Source organism: Streptomyces sp. MS06 (genome assembly GCF_047200655.1).
In the GTDB taxonomy this organism is placed as follows: Bacteria; Actinomycetota; Actinomycetes; order Streptomycetales; family Streptomycetaceae; genus Streptomyces.
This window is the reverse complement of record NZ_JBJZOJ010000040.1, coordinates 51,039-67,983: the sequence shown is the minus strand read 5'-3', so window position 1 is coordinate 67,983 and position 16,945 is coordinate 51,039. Positions and strand designations below refer to the sequence as shown.

The window sequence follows — 16,945 nt, the reverse complement described above, 5'->3', positions numbered from 1 at the left end:
GCGGCCCGGTCAGTCCCGCGCGTCCACCAGCACGGCCGCCCCGTCGAAGCGGCCCGCCTTGAGGTCCTCCAGCGCCCGCGCGGCCTCCGAGAGCGGGTACGGGTGAGTGGTGGCGCGCAGCCCGTGCCGCTCGGCCAGGGAGAGGAACCGCCGTGCGTCCGCGCGGGTGTTGGAGGTCACGCTGCGGACCTCCTTCTCGTAGAACAGCTCGCTCTCGTAGTGCAGCGGGGGTACGTCGCTCAGATGGATCCCGGCGATCGCCAGTACCCCGCCCCGGTCCAGGGCCCGCAGCGCGACCGGCACCAGGTCGCCGACCGGGGCGAACAGGATCGCGCTGTCCAGCGGCTCCGGCGGCGCTTCGTAGGCGCCGCGGGCCGAGGCGCACCCCAGCTCCAGAGCCAGCTGCCGCGCCGCCGCGCCCCTGCTCAGCACGTGGACGGTGGCGCCCTCGGCCAGCGCCACCTGTGCGCACAGGTGCGCACTGCCCCCGAAGCCGTACAGGCCGAGCCGCCCGCCCGCCGGGAGGGCGGCGCGCCGGAGCGCCCGGTAGCCGATGATGCCCGCACACAGCAGCGGCGCCGCCGTCACGTCGTCGAGGCCCGCGGGCAGCCGGTGCGCGAACGCCGCCGGAACGGTCGTGTACTCGGCGTAGCCGCCGTCCGCGTCCCAGCCGGTGTAGCGCGACGCGGGGCAGAGGTTCTCGGCGCCGCGCCTGCAGTAGACGCAGGACCCGCAGGTGCGGCGCAGCCAGGCCACGCCCACCCGGTCGCCGGCCGTGAAGCCGTGCACCGCCGCACCGAAGTCCGCCACCACCCCGACGACCTCGTGCCCGGGCGTCACCCCCGGGCGCCGGACCGGAAGGTCCCCCTCGACGACGTGCAGGTCCGTGCGGCACACGCCGCAGGCCCGCACCCGCACCAGCAACTCGTCGTCCCCCGGCACGGGTACCGGCTTCTCCGTCCACCTCAGCGGTCCCCCGTCCAGAGGGCCCGGCTCGGTGACCGACCAGGCCCGCATCGTCAGCTCCGCCATCCTGCGCCCCGTTCCGCCGTAGAGCCGTCCTTCCCCGCCGTTCCAGTCTGTGCCGAGGACGCCGATTCGGCGCGCGGTCGGCGCGGCACCTGGCTAGCGTGGGAAGCGGACGGACAGCCCGCCGATCCGGAGGAGGCCCGTGATCATGGCCCCACCACCTGAGGGAACCCCCTGCTGGGCCGACGCGATGTTCGGCGACGTCGAGGCGGCCAAGAGCTTCTACGGCGAGGTCCTCGGCTGGACGTTCGCCGAGGCTTCGTCGGAGTACGGCGGATACACGCAGGCCTATGCGGACGGCAAGGCCGTGGCCGCGGTCGTCCCGCCGATGCCGGGGCAGGAGAGCCCGGCCCAGTGGTGCCTGTACCTCGCCTCGCCGGACGCCGCCGCCACCGCCGCCCGCATCCGGGACAACGGCGGCGAGGTGCTCATGGAACCGATGCAGGTCGGTGATTTCGGCACCATGTGCCTGGCCCGTGAACCCGGCGGCGCCGTCTTCGGCGTGTGGCAGGCGGGCACCCACGAGGGGTTCGAGGCGACCGCCGTGCCCGGCGCCTACTGCTGGGCCGAGTTCTTCACCCGCACGCCGGAACGGACGGACGCCTTCCTCACCGCCGTCTTCCCCTACACCGCGCAGCAGTTGCAGGACGAGGCGGTCGACTTCCGCATGTTCGACGCCGGAAGCGGCACGGTGCTCGGCCGGATGCGGATGACGGACGACTTCCCGCCCGAGGTTCCCTCCTACGTCAACGTCTACTTCACGGCGGACGACTGCGACGAGACCGTCGCGCGGGCCGTCAAACTGGGCGCCGTCCTCCGGTTCGGCCCGATGGACAGCCCCTTCGGCCGGTTCGCCGCGCTGAGCGACCCGCAGGGCGCGGCCTTCTCGGTGATCGACGTCACCACCACGGCCGGGGAGATGCCGGCCGTCACCGACGTGACCTGAGCGGCCGCCCCGCGGGCAGGGCGCCCGGCCCCGGGGCGGGCGCCGTCCCTGGACGCCGGGACGGGCGGCGGGGCCGCCCGTCCCGCCGTCCGGGGCCGCTGCCCGGGGCCGCTGCCCGGCGCCGCTGCCGCCGTCCGGGGCGCCCGGTCGGCCGTGGCATGATCGGGGACATGCGTGAACGAGTGGTGGCCGCGTGCGACGGGGCCTCGAAGGGCAATCCCGGACCGGCGGGCTGGGGCTGGGTCGTCGCCGACGAGTCGGAGAGCCCGGACCGCTGGGAGGCCGGGCCGCTCGGCCGCGCCACCAACAACGTGGCCGAACTGACCGCGCTGGAGCGCCTGCTGGCGGCGACCGATCCGGACGTGCCGCTCGAGGTCCGGATGGACTCGCAGTACGCGATGAAGGCCGTCACCACCTGGTTGCCCGGCTGGAAGCGGAACGGCTGGCGGACCGCGGCGGGCAAACCGGTCGCCAACCAGGAACTCGTCGTCCGCATCGACGAACTGCTCGGCGGCCGCTCGGTGGAGTTCCGCTACGTGCCCGCCCACCAGGTCGACGGCGACCCGCTCAACGACTTCGCCGACCGGGCCGCCAGCCAGGCCGCGAGCGAGCAGTCGCCGGCGGGCAGTTCCCTCGGCTCGCCCGAACCGCCGCCCGCCCCCGACGCCGCCCCGAGCCGGGCCCCGCGCCGGAAGGCGGCCGGTGCCCCGCGGCGCGGCGGCGGTTCGGGCGCGCGCACCCTCAAAGCGAAGTTCCCGGGCCGCTGCCAGTGCGGCCGCGGCTACGCCGCAGGCGAGCCGATCGCCAGGAACGGGCAGGGCTGGGGCCACCCGGAGTGCCGCACCGCCGCGGAGTGATGCACCGGCCACCCCGGAGCGGTCGGCCGGGCGCGTCGGAGTGGTCGGCCGAGTGCCGCGGAGCGGTCAGCCGGCCACGTCGAAGGCGTAGAACGGCCTGTGGTCCAGCAGGTCGGCCGGGCTGACGTCGTTCCACGGCTTCATCGGCTCGCGCAGGTCCACGACGTCCGGGGTGCCCCCGTCCGGCACGTACTGCGCGCCCGGATGCCGCCGCTGCCACTCGGCCCACAGCTTGTCGACGTAGGCGTGGTGCAGCCAGAACACCGGATCGTTCGGGGAGACCCCGGTGGCCATCTGGCCGCCGACCCACACGTGCACCCGGTTGTGCAGGTTCACGCCGCGCCAGCCCTCCAGGTGGTTGCGGAACCCGCCCGAGGCGCTGTTCCAAGGCGCCATGTCGTACGTCGTCATGGAGAGCACCGACTCGACCTCCGCCCGGGTCGGCAGCTCCCGCACCCTGGCCCCCAGCGACCGGCGCAGGAAGGTGCGGCCGTCCACGCGGACGGTCAGCGGCCAGTCGCCGGTGGCCGCGGCGAACGGACCGTCCATCACCCGGCCGTCCCGGCTGCGCCCGTCACCGCCGAGCAGGTCCGGTGTCCACGGGGCGGACCCCGCGGCGCGGTCCGCGGTCCAGTCCCAGTACGGCAGCGCCACCGAGGCGTCCACCGACTGCAGGGCCCGCTCGAACTCCAGCAGGAACCTGCGGTGCCAGGGCAGGAACGAGGGCGAGCGGTGGCCGGTCCGCTCGCCGTAGTCGGTGTCCGCCATGACGAACGCGTTGTGCGTCGTGACGAAGGCGTCGTAGCGCCCGCTGCGCTTCAGCTCCAGCACGGCGGCGACGAAGCGCCGCCGCTCACCGGGGGTGAGGGTCGCCTGGTTCTTGCGAACGGTCATTCTGCGGCTGCTCCAGAAGTCGGTGGGGGACGGTCAGTCGGTCGGGAGCGGCAGCAGTCGCGCGCCCTGGAGGTCGTCCACGGCGGCTCGCGCCGCGGCGAGCGGCGAGGGCACCGGGTCGTAGTGGCTGACGACGCTGATCCAGCTTCCGTCGGCGTTCCGCATCAGGTGCAGGGGGGCACCGTCGACGGACACGGCGTATCCGGCGCCGTGGTGGTGCCCGCCGGGGGCGGCCGCCCGTCCCCGTATGCGGCGGCCCCGGTAGACCTCGTCGAAGGGCTCCGGAACGTCGTGCGCGTGTCCCGTCCGTGATGGCTCGGCGGACCGGGCCGGTGCGGTGGGCGGCGTCGCGGCGGGTGCCGCGGCCGCGGGCGGTGCGGCGAGCGCCTGCGCGCCGCCCGCGGTGGCGGTGACGGCGGCCGCTGCGGTCAGGGCGCGGCGACGGCTGAGGTTCGGCATGCGGGTCCTTCGTCGGAGTGGGTGCAACGGTCTCCGCATGCCTACCGGGCGGTTCTCCGGCTGCGGAAATCACCGACGACGCGTTGGCCCCGATCCGGACAACCATGTTTATTTCATGCAGAATTGAAGCAAGATGATCTTTTCGTGGAGGGCTCGCCGCCCGCCCGGAACGGGCAATTCCTCCCCGGCGCGGCGGGATTCCGTGCGGTCCTTCGCGACTCGACCCGCCCGGCGCCGTGCGACCGGCGGCGCGAGATCGGCGCGAAAGAGAGGCGCCGGGCGGCGCACGGGGGGACTGCTACGCTGCGTTGCCTTACGGAAGCTTTCGGTAGTGACTAGGGGTGTGCGTGAAAGTCGCCTGCGTCGGAGGCGGGCCCGCCGGCCTGTACCTGTCCATCCTGCTGAAACGGCAGGACCCGTCCCACCGGATCACCGTGTACGAGCGCGATCCGGAGGGCTCCACCTACGGCTGGGGCGTCACGTACTGGCGCGGCCTGCTCGACCGGCTGCACGCCCACGACCCGGAGTCGGCCCGCGCCGTCGAGGACGCCTCCGTGTCCTGGAGCGAGGGTGTCGCCCACGTACGGGACCTGACCACCCGCCACCGCGGGGACCAGGGGTTCGGCATCGGCCGGCACCGGCTGCTGGAGATCCTCGCCGCCCGCGCCCGCTCCCTCGGCGTCGGGCTGGAGTACGACCACGCCGTCACCGCCGGGAACGTCCCCCACGCCGACCTCCTCGTCGCCGCCGACGGCATCCACAGCCCGCTGCGCACCCGGGACGCCGGCCACTTCGGCACCGCCACCGCCACCGGCCGCAACCGCTACCTCTGGCTCGGCACCACCAAGGTCTTCGACGCCTTCACCTTCGCCTTCGTCGAGACCGGGCACGGCTGGATCTGGTGCTACGGCTACCCCTACAGCCCCGAGCGCAGCACGGTCGTCGTCGAGTGCGCCCCCGCCACCTGGACCGGCCTGGGCCTGGACCGGCGCGGTGAGGACGACGGACCCGGTGAGGACGGCGGACTGGCCCTGCTCGAGAAGCTGTTCGCGCCCGTCCTGGACGGCCGGCCCCTGATCGGCCGCTCCTCCGACGACGGCAGCGCCCGCTGGCTGGCCTTCCGCACCCTCACCAACCGCACCTGGCACCACGGGAACGTGGTCCTGCTCGGCGACGCCGCCCACACCACGCACTACTCCATCGGCGCAGGCACCACCCTCGCGCTGGAGGACAGCATCGCGCTCGCCGGAGCCCTGCGCGCGCACCCCGCGCTCCCGCAGGCCCTCGCCGCCTACGGGAGCGAACGCCGTTCGGCCCTGCTGCCGGCCCAGAGCGCCGCCCGCCACAGCGCCCAGTGGTACGAGAACCTGCCCCGCTACATCCACCTCCCGCCGGACCGCATGTTCGCGCTGCTCGGCCAGCGCCACTCGCCCCTGCTGCCGTACGTCCCGCCGCAGCTGTACTACCGGCTCGACCGGGCGGCCGGCCGACTCGACGCACTGCGCCGGCTCAAGGGCTGGCTGGGCCCCAGGATCGCCCGGACGGCGCAGACGCGGACGCTCGCCGGCCGCCGGTAGGGGCCCGGCGCCGTCCCGGCCGCGTCACCACCCCCGTTCCCGGTCGCCCGTCAGCACCCGTCCCCGCAACGGCCGTCCACGCCGGTCCCCGCCGTCCCGTGCCGCCCGCCCCCGGCGCGGCGCCCGCCGCAGACCGGCGCGGGGACCGCCAGGCGGTGGACCTGGCTCCGCGCGGCGCCGGGACCGATGACAGACTGATGCCATGGACGAGCGCGAATTCACCAGGTCCGGTCAGCACGCCTCCGTGGTCGGCCTCGGCACGTGGCAGCTCGGCGCCGACTGGGGGGACGTCGACGAGAAGGACGCCCTGCGGGTACTGGAAGCGGCCGCCGAGTCGGGGGTGACCTTCTTCGACACCGCCGACGTCTACGGCGACGGGCGCAGCGAGGAGACCATCGCCACGTTCCTGCGCGGCAGGCCCGACCTGCACGTGATGGTGGCCACCAAGATGGGCCGCCGCGTGGACCAGATCCCCGGGAACTACGTACTGGACAACTTCCGCGCCTGGAACGACCGCTCCCGCCGCAACCTCGGCGTCGACCGCATCGACCTCGTCCAACTGCACTGCCCGCCGACCCCCGTCTACTCCTCCGACGAGGTCTTCGACGCCCTGGACACGCTCGTCGCCGAGGAACGCGTCGCCGCCTACGGCGTCAGCGTGGAGACCTGCGCCGAGGCGCTGACCGCCATCGCCCGGCCGAACGTGGCCAGTGTGCAGATCATCCTGAACCCCTTCCGGATGAAGCCGCTGCGCGAGGTCCTGCCCGCCGCCCGCCGGGCCGGAGTGGGCGTCATCGCCCGGGTTCCGCTCGCCTCCGGGCTGCTCTCCGGCAAGTACACCCGGGACACCGTCTTCGCCGCGAACGACCACCGCACCTTCAACCGGCACGGCGAGGCGTTCGACCAGGGCGAGACCTTCTCCGGCGTCGACTACGCCACCGGAGTGGAGGCGGCCGCGGAGTTCGCCGCCCTCGCACCGGAGGGCTGCACCCCCGCCCAGCTCGCCCTGCGCTGGATCGTCCAGCAGCCCGGTGTCACCACGGTGATCCCGGGAGCCCGCAACCCCGAGCAGGCACGCGCCAACGCGGCCGCCGCAAGCCTGCCGGACCTGACCGAGCGGACCCTCACCGCCGTCCGCGAGCTCTACGAGCGGCGGATCAGGGAGCAGGTCGAGAGCCGCTGGTAGCGCCGCCCCCGGGACTCGTCCGGGCGTGAACGGGCAACCCGGACTACCGTAGGTGGCGTCGTGGCACCGGGAGGAGACGTGGCACCGGGAGGAGACGTGCCGGTCACCGGAGAAGGACCGCGCAGGCGCTCGGGGCGCAACGAGACCGAGGACGAGCGCGCGGACCGGATGTGGGTCGAGCTCATCCAGGAGGTGCGAGTCGCCCAGACCGGCGTGCAGATCCTCTTCGGATTCCTGCTCACGGTCGTGTTCACCTCGCGGTTCGCGGAGCTGGGGCACACGGACCGGACCATCTACATCGTGACCGTGATCCTCGGTGCCTGTGCGACGGGTGCGCTGATCGGCCCCGTCTCCCTGCACCGGCTGGTCTCCGGCCGCCGCGTGAAGACCCAGGCGGTGCGCTGGGCCGCGCGGCTCACCTTCGCCGGCCTCGTGCTGCTGCTGGCCACCATGACCTCCGCGCTGCTGCTGATCCTGCGGATCGCGACGGACAGCGCCTGGGTGCCCTGGCTGGTCGGCGCCGTACTCGCCTGGTACCTGCTCTGCTGGTTCGTGGTGCCCCTGTGGACCCGGCACCGGGACAGCACGCGCTGAGGTCCGCGCCCCGCCACTGTCCGTCGCTGCTCCCCGTGCGGCCGGGGCCGCCGGTGCCCGGGCAGGGCGGCGACCGGCGGCGGCCCGCCGTCGTCCGCGGCCCCGCCGACGGCCGACGGCTCACCCCCGGCCGGGCCGGAAGGTCCGCAGGAACGTCTGCAGCGCCAGCCGGTCCGCCGCGCCGCCCCAGGCGGCGGCCGGCGCGGTGAACCGCAGCGAGTACCCCCGCCCGCCGCCGAGCAGCACCCCCCGCCCGAAGGTCCGCACCCGCGTGGTGCCGGAACCGGCCAGCCACTCCATGTCGGCAGCCCTGCGGCCCTGGTACGTCGTCGCCCGGATCGCCCCGATCCGGTGGTAGCCCGGCGCCGCCTCGAGGCCGGGCTCGACGTCGTCGCGCCACACCGCGACCGGGTCCGGTCCCACGCGCGCGCTGTAGGTCACCGCCAGTGTCCGGGTGTCGCCCTCGGCGCCGAAGACGGCCCGGAAGGAGCCCGCGGAGGCGCGTGTGGTGCGCAGCCGCCGCCACCCGTCGGGCAGGGCCACCGAGAAGCCCTCCGGGGCGTCGTAGCGGCGGAAGCCGGCCGGAACACCCGAGGGCGCCGCCGTCGGCTCCCGGGTCGGGGGCCGGCCGCTCCCCTCCGGGGTCGTCGCGGACGGTGACGGACGGGTGTCCGCCTCCGGTGCGCCGGTGCCCGGCAGCCCGTGGGCCACCGCCAGCACGGCGACCGCCACCGTCACCACGGCCAGCGCAGTGCCCGCGGCCAGCGTCCGCCCGCTCCAGGCCGGGCTCCCGGGGCGGGCCACCGACCGGGACAGGCGCAGCCGCGGCGCGGGAACGTCCGGGGAGACGGCCTCCGGTTCGTCGTTCAGCACCCGGTGCAGCGCCTCGTGGACCACCGGGCGGCTCAGCCGGTCCCGGGAGTCCTTGCGCAGCAGCCCCTGCACGACCCGGGTGAGCGGCCCGGCACGCACCGGCGTACGCACCGGCAGCCGGTCCACATCGCGCAGCGTCGCCTCGGGCCGCTCCCGTTCCCGGAACGGAGGCCGCCCCTCGACCATCGTGTACAGCAGCGCGCCCAGCGCCCACAGATCGGCCGCGGGCCCGATGCGCTGGTCGCGGGCCTGCTCGGGGGCCGCGTAGGAGGGGGCGGCGAGCCGCGGCACCGTGGTGGCCCCCACCGCCCCGAAACCGGTCACCAGGACCGGGCCGCGCTCCGGGACGAGCACCTGGCCCGGGCTGAGCTCGCCGTGGGTGATGCCCTCCGTGTGCGCCGCATGGAGCACGTCCAGCAGTTCCAGGCCGATGCGGGCGGCCCGGAACGGGTTGAACGTGCGTTGCCGGCGGAGGAGTTCGCCCAGCGGGACGCCGTCGACCCACTCGGTGACGGTCCACAGACCCCCCGCCTCCACGACCGCGTCCAGGACCTGCGGGACCCGGTCCGGGCAGAGCCGGCCCATCGTCTCCGACATCCGCAGCAGGCGGACCCCGGCGCGGCGCGCGCCGGCCGGGTCCGCACCGCCCGGCAGCCCGACCCGCGTCAGCAGGCAGGGTCGGCCGTCCTCCGCGTCCTCGCCGTGCCAGCAGACCCGGTTGGCCTCCCGGTGGACGATGTCGACGAGCCGGTATCGGCCGGCCACCCACTCCCGCGGCGCGGGGTGTGCCTCGGTCATCGGTCATCCCTCGCTGATCCCCGTAGTCGCATCGCCCTCTGGTACGGGGGTCGCGACCGGCGGTGTTCAACAGAGGGGGGAACCGGCCAACGCGCCGCCGCCGCCCGCACCGCGCGGCCCGGCGGCCCGATCGGTGCGGGCCGTCCGTGCCCGGGGGCACGACCTGGCACGACCGGGAGGCGGGAGGCCGCCGGCCGGTGCGGACGCGGCGCGGGGGAGTCCGGTGCGATGCGACGGATCCGGCCGCCGGCCGGCTCAGCGCAGTCGGTTCGCCCAGTCGGAGGGGACGCGACCCGCCGGTCCGGGCGCCGGCTGGTCCTCCGGACGGCTGGCCGGGGGTGCCAGGTCCGGGCCGGACTGCCGCAGCTCGCCGGTCGCGTAGTCCCAGAACCAGGACTCGCCCGGCTCGTAGCTCTGCACCAGCGGATGCCCGGTGGAGCGGTAGTGCGCGGTGGCGTGCCCCGCGGGGGAGGAGTCGCAGCAGCCGACGTGCCCGCACCGGGCGCAGCGCCGCAGGTGGAACCACCAGCCGCCGCCCGCCTCGCACTCCAGGCAGCCGGTGCCGGACGGGGGGACCTCGGTGTCGATGCCGCTGTCGCCGGTCATGCGGGGGCCTCCGTGGGATCGGTGTCGGGGTCCGGGGCCGTGACGGGGAGCAGGACCCGGAAGCGGGTCTCGCCGGGGACCGAGTCGACCTCGATGGCGCCGTGGTGCTTGTTCACCACGATCCGCCAGGAGATGTCCAGACCCAGCCCGGTGCCCTCGCCCACGGGTTTGGTCGTGAAGAACGGGTCGAAGATGCGGTCCCGGATGGCGGCGGGCACACCGGGACCGGTGTCGCCGAACTCCACGAGCAGCCGGTCGCCGTCACGTGCCGTGCGCACCGTCAGCGTGCCGTCGCCGCCGGCGTCCCGTATGGCTGCGACCGCGTTGTCGATCAGGTTCGTCCACACCTGGTTGAGTTCCGCCGGGTAGGCGGGGATCCGGGGCAGGCCGCGGTCGTAGTCCTTGACGATCCCGATGCGGTCGCCGATCTTCCCGGACAGCATGAGCAGGGTGCTGTCGAGGAGCTCGTGGACGTCGGCCACCCGGTACGGGGCCCGGTCGAGCTGGGAGTACTGCTTGGCCGCGTCGACGAGGTGGGAGATGCGGGTGGTGGAGTCCTCGATCTCGTCCATCAGCAGCTCGGTCTCGACGGTGTAGTTCAGCCAGCCGATCGCGCCGGGGAGGATGCCCTCGTCCACGGCCGCCGCCACCTGCTCCAGCCAGTCGGTGTCGAGCCCGGCCTGCACGAAGGTGGGTGCGAGGCGCCAGCCGTCGGGGATGCCGTGGTCGTCCAGCCAGTCCGTGAGCGCGTCCTCCCGGTCCGACGCCTCCAGCGGGCTGAACGCCGGGGCCTTGCCCACCCGTTCGGCGGTGCGCTCCTGGATCTCGATCAGGCTCGCCAGGCTCTCGCGGGGGAACGGTCCGGAGGAGATCACACCCAGCTTGTGCCGCATCTTCGCCACCCGCTCGCGCAGCGTCGCGGTGGCGCGCACGGCCGCTGCCGCGGGGTTGTTGAGCTCGTGGGTGAGCCCTGCGGACAGTGAGCCGAGCGCCAGCAGCCGCTCGCGCTGGCCGACGGCCCGCTGCGTGCTCTTGGTCCCGAAGAACAAGCCCTCCAGCAGGTGCACCGCCATCGGGAACCACTCCCGGACGATGCTCGCGAAGGTGTCCGCCGGCAGCACGAAGAAGCGGGTCGGTTCGGTCACCCGCAGCGAGTTGTTGTACACCTGCCGCACCCCGTCGCCGAGGTAGGCCTGGACGGCTCCCGCGTACACGCCCCGCTGGGCGGTACGCGTCACCTCGATGTCGTCGCCGCCGACCCGCCGCGACAGCACCACCGTCCCCTCGATCATCACGTAGAAGCAGGTCGCCGGGTCGCCCTCGGCGTACACCGGGCCCGCGTCGAAGCCCTCCACCCGGCCTTCGGCGCACAGCCGGCCGAGCTGCTCCGGGGCGAGTTCCTCGAACAGGAACAGGGACCCGATCTCCTGCGGGCTGCAGGGCAGGAGCCGGCCGCTCACGACTGCTCCAGGTAGCGGTGGACCAGCATCACGGCCATGGCTCCCTCCCCGACGGCGGAGGCGACGCGCTTCGCGGACTCCGCCCGCGCGTCGCCGGCCACGAACACGCCGGGCACGTTGGTCTCCAGGTGGTAGGGCGGCCGGTCCAGTTCCCAGCCCTCGGGCGGCCGGCCGTCCGCCGTGAGATCGGGCCCGGCGAGGAGGAAGCCGCGCTCGTCGCGCAGCACCGTGCCGTCCAGCCAGTCGGTCAGCGGGGCGGCGCCGATGAACACGAACAGCCAGCCCGCGTCGACCTGCTCGGTGCGGCCGGTCGCCACGTCCCGCAGCGTCAACCGCTCCAGACGACCGGTGCCGTGCGCGGACTCCACGACGGTGCCGCCGCGGACCGAGATGTTGGGGGCTTCCTCGATCTGCCGGACCAGGTAGTGCGACATCGACGACGACAGCGACTCGCCGCGCACCAGCAGCGTGACCGACTTCGCCCCCCGGGAGAGGTACATCGCCGCCTGCCCCGCGGAGTTCGCGCCGCCGACGATGTAGACGTCCTGGTCCTGGCAGGACGCCGCCTCGGTGAGCGCCGAGCCGTAGAAGACGCCGCAGCCCGTCAGCTCGTCGCAGCCCGGTGCCCGCAACTGCCGGTACTGCACACCCGTCGCCAGGATCACGCAGTGCGCCATGACCGCCGAGCCGTCGGAGAAGCGCACCGTGCGGGCCGCGCCGCCGACCTCCAGGCCGGTCACCTCGCGGGCGGTGAGGATCTCGGCGCCGAACCTCGTCGCCTGCCGCCTGGCCCGGTCGGTGAGCTGCGCGCCGGAGACGCCGTCGGGAAAGCCCAGGTAGTTCTCGATGCGGGAGCTCTGACCGGCCTGGCCGCCGGTGGCCGACCGCTCCACCAGGACCGTGCGCAGGCCCTCGGACGCCCCGTAGACCGCCGCGCCGAGCCCCGCCGGCCCGCCGCCGACGACGACCAGGTCGTAGAAGTCCGCGGCGGGCGTCGTCGCCAGGCCGACGCGGGCGGCGAGTTCGGGCGTGTCGGGTTCGACCAGCGGGTCGCCCCCGGGGGTGACGACGAGCGGCAGCCGCCGCCCGTCCTGCCCGGCCGCCTCCAGCAGCCGCCGGCCCTCGGGTTCCTCCGCCGAGTACCAGCGGTAGGGCACCTGGTTGCGGGCCAGGAACTCCCGCACCTGCGAGGAGCGTGCCGACCAGCGGTGCCCGACCACCTTGGTGCTGGGCACCGGCCGGAAGTCGCTGCACCGCCAGGCGTGCAGCAGGTCGTCGAGGACCGGGTAGAGCTTCTCCTCCGGGGGGTCCCACGGCTTGAGCAGGTAGTGGTCCAGGTCGACGACGTTGATCGCGTCGATGGCCGCGCCGGTGTCCGCGTACGCGGTCAGCAGCACCCGCCGGGCGCCCGGGTAGACGTCCATCGCCCGTTCGAGGAACTCGATGCCGTTCATCTGCGGCATGCGGTAGTCGGCCAGGATCACCGCCACCGGGTCGCCGCGCAGCTTCAGCTCGCCGAGGGCCTGGAGCGCCGACTCGCCGGACTCCGCGCGCACGATCCGGTACGACTCGCCGTACCGGCGTCTGAGGTCGCGGGCGACGGCGCGGGACACCCCCGGATCGTCGTCCACGGTCAGGATCACGGTCCGCGTCGTGTCGGCGGCCTGTGCCATGGAACTCCCACCCCGTGCGGTCGGTGTCGCGGCACGGCCGACCGCGGCAGTCGCGGCCGTCGCACCGGCTCGACGCCCATCGTATGTTCGATCCACGATCCCCGCTCAGGGTCCGGGGCGCCCGCTCAGGGTCCGGGGCGCCCGCTCCGCTCCGCGGCGCGTGCGGAAGACTCGACCCTGAAGACGACGGGGACGACATGAGGGAGGCAGCCGGATGACAGGCCCGATCACGGTGGGGATCGACGGAACGGACGAGAGCCTCGCCGCGCTGGCCTGGGCGGCCAGGGAGGCGGTGCGGCGCGGTACGGCGCTGCGTGTGGTGCACGCCTGGGAGTTCGAGCCGCACACCGCGGCCGACGTGGCCGACCGGGTCAGCCAGGAACGGTGGGTGCGCGACGCGGTCGGGGAGGCGGTGCGGGAGGTGTCCACCCGCCACCCGGAGCTGGAGGTGTCGGCGGACGTGCTGGAGGGCCCCGCCGTGGAGGTGCTGCTGCGGGCGGAAGCCGACGCCGGCATGCTGGTGCTGGGCTCGCGCGGGCACGGACCGCTCGTGGGGTTCCTGCTCGGCTCCGTCGGCCGGCAGGTGATCGCCGAGGCGACGGGCCCCGTGGTGCTGGTGCGCGCCGGCGACGACGCCGGGGCGGAGGCGGGCGGCAGGGAGATCGTCGTCGGACAGCAGGGCGAGCCGGAGGACAGCGCCGACACCCTGCGGTTCGCCTTCGAGGCGGCCGCCGCACGCGGCGCCACCCTCCGCGTCGTGCGGGCCTGGACGCTGCCGCCGGTGTTCGCCTACAGCCCCGCCTCGATGCAGTTGCTGGACGACGCGGGCGGTCTGGAACCGTACGAGAGCAAGGCCCTGTCGACGGCCCTCCAGCCGTGGCGGGAGCAGTTCCCGCAGGTGCGGGTGGTCGAGCACGTCGAGATGGGAAGCGCCGGGCAGGTGCTGCTGTCGGTGGCCGGGCGGGCCCAGCTGATGGTGGTGGGCCGCCGGGCCCACCGGACCGCCGTCGGCGCCCGTGTCGGTTCGGTGGCGCACGGTGTGCTGCACCACGCCGCCTGCCCGGTCGCCGTGGTCCCGCACACCTGAGCCGTCACTCGGGGACCGGCGGCGCGAGCGAGTCGCGGGCACGGGGCAGGATGTGCGCGATGTAGTCCGCGACCGCCGTCTCCAGGCCGATGTCGTGCTGTGCGCGCTCCGACAGGTACCAGCGGTGTTCGAGGAGTTCGTGGTAGATCTCCGCCGGGTCCATGGAGCCGCGCAGCCCGGTCGGCACGGAGCGCACCATGGGGCGGAACACGTCCCGCACCCAGCGGTGCGCCAGCACCTCGGGGCGGGCCGCGAGCGGGTCTCCCGGGGCGTGGTCCTCCTGGGTGGCCATCCAGCTCTCCAGGTCGTTCAGCAGCCGGCGGGCCTGGTTCTCCTCGGCGTCCAGGCCGGTCAGGCGCAGGAGCTGGCGCTGGTGGTGCCCGGCGTCGACGACCTTGGGCACGAAGGTGACCGTGTCCCCGGCGGTGGAGTGCCCGATCTGCATCTCGGCCACGTCGAAGCCGAGGTCGTTCAGGCGGCGTATCCGGCGCTCGATGTAGTGGTACTTGCCCGCCGGGTACACCGAGGTGCGGGTCAGCTCCTGCCACAGGTCGCGGTAGCGGGCGCAGATCTCGGTGCCGAACTCGACCGGGTCCACCGACGGGTGCAGCGCCCCCGACGCCTCCAGGTCCAGCAGCTCCCCGCTGATGTTCACCCGGGCCAGGTCGAGGTCGTAGTCCCGCTGCCCGGGGCTCAGCCGCGGGTGCAGCTCGCCGGTCTCGGCGTCCACCAGGTACGCGGCGTAGGCGCCCGCGTCCCGGCGGAAGAGGGTGTTGGACAGGGAGCAGTCCCCCCAGGCGAACCCGGCCAGGTGCAGCCGCACCAGCAGCACCGCCAGGGCGTCCATCAGGCGGTGCATGGTCGCGGGGCGCATCGTGGTCTCGAACATCGAGCGGTACGGCTGCGACCCGCGCAGGTGCCGGGTGATCAGCACCGGTTCCAGCGGGGCACCTGCGGCGTCGCTGCGGCCGGTGACCACGGCGAGCGCGTCGACGGCGGGGATGCCGAGCCGGTCGAGGTCGCGCAGGAGCGTGTACTCGCGCTGCGCGGGCCGCTCGGCGAGCTCCTTCACGGCGACCACCTCGGTGCCGGCACGGGCGTAGCGTACGACGTGCCGGGAGATGCCGCGGGGCAGCGGTACGAGGTGGTGCTCGGGCCACTCCTCCAGCGGCAGCTGCCAGGGCAGTTCCAGCAGCAGCGCGGGGTGCTCCGGATTGGTGGCGTCGATCTGCAGGGCCATGGCCAGAGCCTAAGGCCTGCGTCGGGGGTGCGGCCGCGGCGGCCCGGCCGCCGCCCCGCTGCCGTGCCGGGCTCAGGTGACCCGTTCGCGTGCCTGCCGTACCGCCGACCGCGTCGGCCCCCGGTGCGCGGGCCCGTGGCCGGGCAGCAGCACGTCCGCGTCGAGCCGTTCGAGGGTGTCGAGGGAGGCGAGAGCGGCGGTCCGCTCGTGGTGGAACATCCGGGGCAGCAGCTGCGGGCCCTCCCTGCGGGACGTCGGGTGGCCGCTGACCAGGGCGTCGCCGGAGACCAGCACCCCGGCGTGCGGGAGGTGGAAGGCGCAGTGGCCGAGGGTGTGGCCCGGTGTGTGCACCGGGGTCGGGCGGCCGGGGAGGTCCAGCGGTGCGCCGGTGGCGAACGCCTCGGGCGCCTCGACCGGCACGTGCGCGGTGCCGCCGGAGCGGATCGCGCGCACCGCCCAGGGCAGCACGCCCGGCCGCCAGCCGTTGGCCAGCACCGTGCCGACCGACACCTGGTGCAGGAACTCCCGGCGGGCGTGCGGGACTTCCGCCTGGTGCAGGCGCACCGGCGTGCCGTGTGCGGCGCTCAGGTACTCGGCCGAGCCCAGGTGGTCGGTGTGCGCGTGGGAGATCAGGACCGCCACCAGCGCCTCGGGTGAACTGCCCACCGCGGTCAGTGAGTCCAGCAGGAGTTCCCGGTCCCCGGGGTAGCCGGTGTCGACCAGGGTGGCGGCCTCCCCCTCGGTGAGGATCACCCAGTTGGTGTGGGAGCCGTGCACCAGGTAGGTGCCGTCGGCGACTTGCCGCACGTCTGCCCGCATGTCCGTCCCGTTCGGTGAGGTTCCGTAACCGACGGACACAGGAAAGCAGACCGGCGCGCCGCGGCCGCCGGCGGGGCGCCGCCTCCCCGGGGTCTCAGCGGACGCCGCGGGGGCGGAACTGCACGCTGATGCGCGGGCCGGTGACCCGGGCGGACTTCGGTACGCAGTGCTCCCAGGTGCGCTGGCAGGAGCCGCCCATCACGATCAGGTCGCCGTGCCCCAGCGGACGGCGTACCGCCGGCCCCCCGCCCACCGGGCGCAGCAGCAGGTCCCGGGGTGTGCCCACGGAGAGGATCGCGACCATGGTGTCCTCGCGGGCGCCGCGGCCGATGCGGTCGCCGTGCCAGGCGACGCTGTCCCGCCCGTCCCGGTAGTGGCACAGGCCGGCCGTGGCGAACGGCTCGCCGAGCTCCGCGGCGTAGTGCGCGGACAGTGCCTCGCGCGCCTCGCGGAGCACCGGGTGCGGCAGCGGGTCGTCCGGGCCGTAGAACGCCAGCAGCCGGGGTACGTCCACGACCCGCTCGTACATCGCCCGGCGCTCGGCCCGCCACGGCACCTCGGCGGCCAGCCGGTCGAAGAGCGCGCCGGAACCGCTCAGCCAGCCGGGGAGCGCGTCGATCCAGGCTCCGGAGCCCAGCTCGGTCCGCCGGGCACCCCCGAGCGGTCCGAGCCGGACCTCGTCGGTCTGGTCGAAGAGGGAGCCCTGGAGGTGCACGGTCATGGCTCCAGGATACGCCCTATTCGAAAATGTGTTCCCCTGTGTGGGGTGGGGTGGCCGGACCCCGCCGTCCCCCGACTCTCCACGTGCCGCCCGGCCCCTTTCGATACATCGATGTATCGGATACGT

The 16,945-nt window shown here is 74.5% G+C and carries 16 protein-coding genes; 6 read left to right on the top strand and 10 right to left on the bottom strand.

Annotation, left to right across the window (positions count from 1 at the left end):
- Positions 1–9 precede the first annotated feature (9 nt).
- A complete protein-coding gene (locus ACL02U_RS21540) occupies positions 10–1,017 on the bottom strand; it encodes a zinc-binding alcohol dehydrogenase family protein (RefSeq protein WP_412792516.1) in 1,008 nt (335 codons plus the stop codon).
- Between the two features lie 160 nt (positions 1,018–1,177).
- On the opposite strand from ACL02U_RS21540, the gene ACL02U_RS21535 reads away from it, so the two are divergent.
- Entirely contained in the window at positions 1,178–1,975 is a 798-nt protein-coding gene (locus tag ACL02U_RS21535) for a VOC family protein (RefSeq protein ID WP_412792514.1), read from the top strand.
- Between the two features lie 158 nt (positions 1,976–2,133).
- Positions 2,134–2,832, top strand: a complete 699-nt coding sequence (locus tag ACL02U_RS21530) for a ribonuclease H family protein (protein ID WP_412792513.1) — start codon at positions 2,134–2,136, stop codon at positions 2,830–2,832.
- Positions 2,833–2,898: 66 nt separating this feature from the next.
- Here ACL02U_RS21530 and melC2 read toward each other — a convergent pair whose 3' ends face one another.
- Both melC2 and melC1 read right to left on the bottom strand, forming a co-directional pair.
- Positions 2,899–3,726 (bottom strand): tyrosinase MelC2, encoded by an 828-nt coding sequence (melC2, locus tag ACL02U_RS21525; protein WP_412792512.1) that lies wholly within the window; start codon positions 3,724–3,726, stop codon positions 2,899–2,901.
- Between the two features lie 33 nt (positions 3,727–3,759).
- Complete coding sequence (gene melC1, locus ACL02U_RS21520; protein WP_412792511.1) at positions 3,760–4,185, bottom strand: apotyrosinase chaperone MelC1; 426 nt, start codon at positions 4,183–4,185, stop codon at positions 3,760–3,762.
- A 347-nt stretch (positions 4,186–4,532) separates the two neighbouring features.
- Here melC1 and ACL02U_RS21515 point away from each other — a divergent pair, with 347 nt between their 5' ends.
- The 3 genes from ACL02U_RS21515 (at position 4,533) to ACL02U_RS21505 (ending at position 7,542) form a co-directional block, all read left to right on the top strand.
- Positions 4,533–5,762 carry an FAD-dependent monooxygenase gene (locus ACL02U_RS21515; protein WP_412792510.1) on the top strand — a complete coding sequence of 410 codons (1,230 nt, stop codon included), beginning with the start codon at positions 4,533–4,535 and terminating at the stop codon, positions 5,760–5,762.
- A gap of 202 nt (positions 5,763–5,964) precedes the next feature.
- Positions 5,965–6,948, top strand: coding sequence for an aldo/keto reductase (locus ACL02U_RS21510; RefSeq protein ID WP_412792509.1), 984 nt, complete (start codon positions 5,965–5,967; stop codon positions 6,946–6,948).
- 168 nt (positions 6,949–7,116) lie between these two features.
- Positions 7,117–7,542 (top strand): DUF6328 family protein, encoded by a 426-nt coding sequence (locus ACL02U_RS21505; protein WP_412792515.1) that lies wholly within the window; start codon positions 7,117–7,119, stop codon positions 7,540–7,542.
- 120 nt (positions 7,543–7,662) lie between these two features.
- On the opposite strand, the gene ACL02U_RS21500 is transcribed toward ACL02U_RS21505, so the two are convergent.
- From ACL02U_RS21500 to ACL02U_RS21485, 4 genes are all read right to left on the bottom strand, one after another.
- Positions 7,663–9,213 (bottom strand): serine/threonine protein kinase, encoded by a 1,551-nt coding sequence (locus ACL02U_RS21500; protein ID WP_412792508.1) that lies wholly within the window; start codon positions 9,211–9,213, stop codon positions 7,663–7,665.
- A gap of 255 nt (positions 9,214–9,468) precedes the next feature.
- Complete coding sequence (locus ACL02U_RS21495; RefSeq protein WP_412792507.1) at positions 9,469–9,819, bottom strand: UBP-type zinc finger domain-containing protein; 351 nt, start codon at positions 9,817–9,819, stop codon at positions 9,469–9,471.
- Positions 9,816–11,279, bottom strand: coding sequence for an ATP-binding protein (locus ACL02U_RS21490; RefSeq protein ID WP_412792506.1), 1,464 nt, complete (start codon positions 11,277–11,279; stop codon positions 9,816–9,818). The genes ACL02U_RS21495 and ACL02U_RS21490 overlap by 4 nt, the downstream gene beginning before the upstream one ends.
- Positions 11,276–12,952, bottom strand: a complete 1,677-nt coding sequence (locus ACL02U_RS21485; RefSeq protein ID WP_412792505.1) for an FAD-dependent oxidoreductase — start codon at positions 12,950–12,952, stop codon at positions 11,276–11,278. Before ACL02U_RS21485 ends, ACL02U_RS21490 begins: the two co-directional genes overlap by 4 nt.
- A 214-nt stretch (positions 12,953–13,166) precedes the next feature.
- Here ACL02U_RS21485 and ACL02U_RS21480 point away from each other — a divergent pair, with 214 nt between their 5' ends.
- Positions 13,167–14,039 (top strand): universal stress protein, encoded by an 873-nt coding sequence (locus tag ACL02U_RS21480; protein ID WP_412792504.1) that lies wholly within the window; start codon positions 13,167–13,169, stop codon positions 14,037–14,039.
- Positions 14,040–14,043: 4 nt separating this feature from the next.
- Here ACL02U_RS21480 and ACL02U_RS21475 read toward each other — a convergent pair whose 3' ends face one another.
- From ACL02U_RS21475 to ACL02U_RS21465, 3 genes are all read right to left on the bottom strand, one after another.
- Positions 14,044–15,279, bottom strand: coding sequence for a DUF4032 domain-containing protein (locus ACL02U_RS21475; RefSeq protein ID WP_412792503.1), 1,236 nt, complete (start codon positions 15,277–15,279; stop codon positions 14,044–14,046).
- Positions 15,280–15,351: 72 nt separating this feature from the next.
- Positions 15,352–16,098, bottom strand: a complete 747-nt coding sequence (locus ACL02U_RS21470) for an MBL fold metallo-hydrolase (RefSeq protein ID WP_412792502.1) — start codon at positions 16,096–16,098, stop codon at positions 15,352–15,354.
- Between the two features lie 94 nt (positions 16,099–16,192).
- Entirely contained in the window at positions 16,193–16,819 is a 627-nt protein-coding gene (locus tag ACL02U_RS21465) for an alpha-ketoglutarate-dependent dioxygenase AlkB (protein ID WP_412792501.1), read from the bottom strand.
- Between the last annotated feature and the right edge of the window lie 126 nt (positions 16,820–16,945).

Bases quoted from the DNA above. Each gene is read 5' to 3' on its own strand.
- melC1 (WP_412792511.1), bottom strand. From the start codon at position 4,185: ATGCCGAACCTCAGCCGTCGCCGCGCCCTGACCGCAGCGGCCGCCGTC.
- ACL02U_RS21535 (WP_412792514.1), top strand. From the start codon at position 1,178: ATGGCCCCACCACCTGAGGGAACCCCCTGCTGGGCCGACGCGATGTTC.
- ACL02U_RS21540 (WP_412792516.1), bottom strand. From the start codon at position 1,017: ATGCGGGCCTGGTCGGTCACCGAGCCGGGCCCTCTGGACGGGGGACCG.
- melC2 (WP_412792512.1), bottom strand. From the start codon at position 3,726: ATGACCGTTCGCAAGAACCAGGCGACCCTCACCCCCGGTGAGCGGCGG.
- ACL02U_RS21470 (WP_412792502.1), bottom strand. From the start codon at position 16,098: ATGCGGGCAGACGTGCGGCAAGTCGCCGACGGCACCTACCTGGTGCAC.
- ACL02U_RS21500 (WP_412792508.1), bottom strand. From the start codon at position 9,213: ATGACCGAGGCACACCCCGCGCCGCGGGAGTGGGTGGCCGGCCGATAC.
- ACL02U_RS21480 (WP_412792504.1), top strand. From the start codon at position 13,167: ATGACAGGCCCGATCACGGTGGGGATCGACGGAACGGACGAGAGCCTC.
- ACL02U_RS21485 (WP_412792505.1), bottom strand. From the start codon at position 12,952: ATGGCACAGGCCGCCGACACGACGCGGACCGTGATCCTGACCGTGGAC.
- ACL02U_RS21530 (WP_412792513.1), top strand. From the start codon at position 2,134: ATGATCGGGGACATGCGTGAACGAGTGGTGGCCGCGTGCGACGGGGCC.
- ACL02U_RS21475 (WP_412792503.1), bottom strand. From the start codon at position 15,279: ATGGCCCTGCAGATCGACGCCACCAATCCGGAGCACCCCGCGCTGCTG.
- ACL02U_RS21465 (WP_412792501.1), bottom strand. From the start codon at position 16,819: ATGACCGTGCACCTCCAGGGCTCCCTCTTCGACCAGACCGACGAGGTC.
- ACL02U_RS21505 (WP_412792515.1), top strand. From the start codon at position 7,117: ATGTGGGTCGAGCTCATCCAGGAGGTGCGAGTCGCCCAGACCGGCGTG.
- ACL02U_RS21510 (WP_412792509.1), top strand. From the start codon at position 5,965: ATGGACGAGCGCGAATTCACCAGGTCCGGTCAGCACGCCTCCGTGGTC.
- ACL02U_RS21495 (WP_412792507.1), bottom strand. From the start codon at position 9,819: ATGACCGGCGACAGCGGCATCGACACCGAGGTCCCCCCGTCCGGCACC.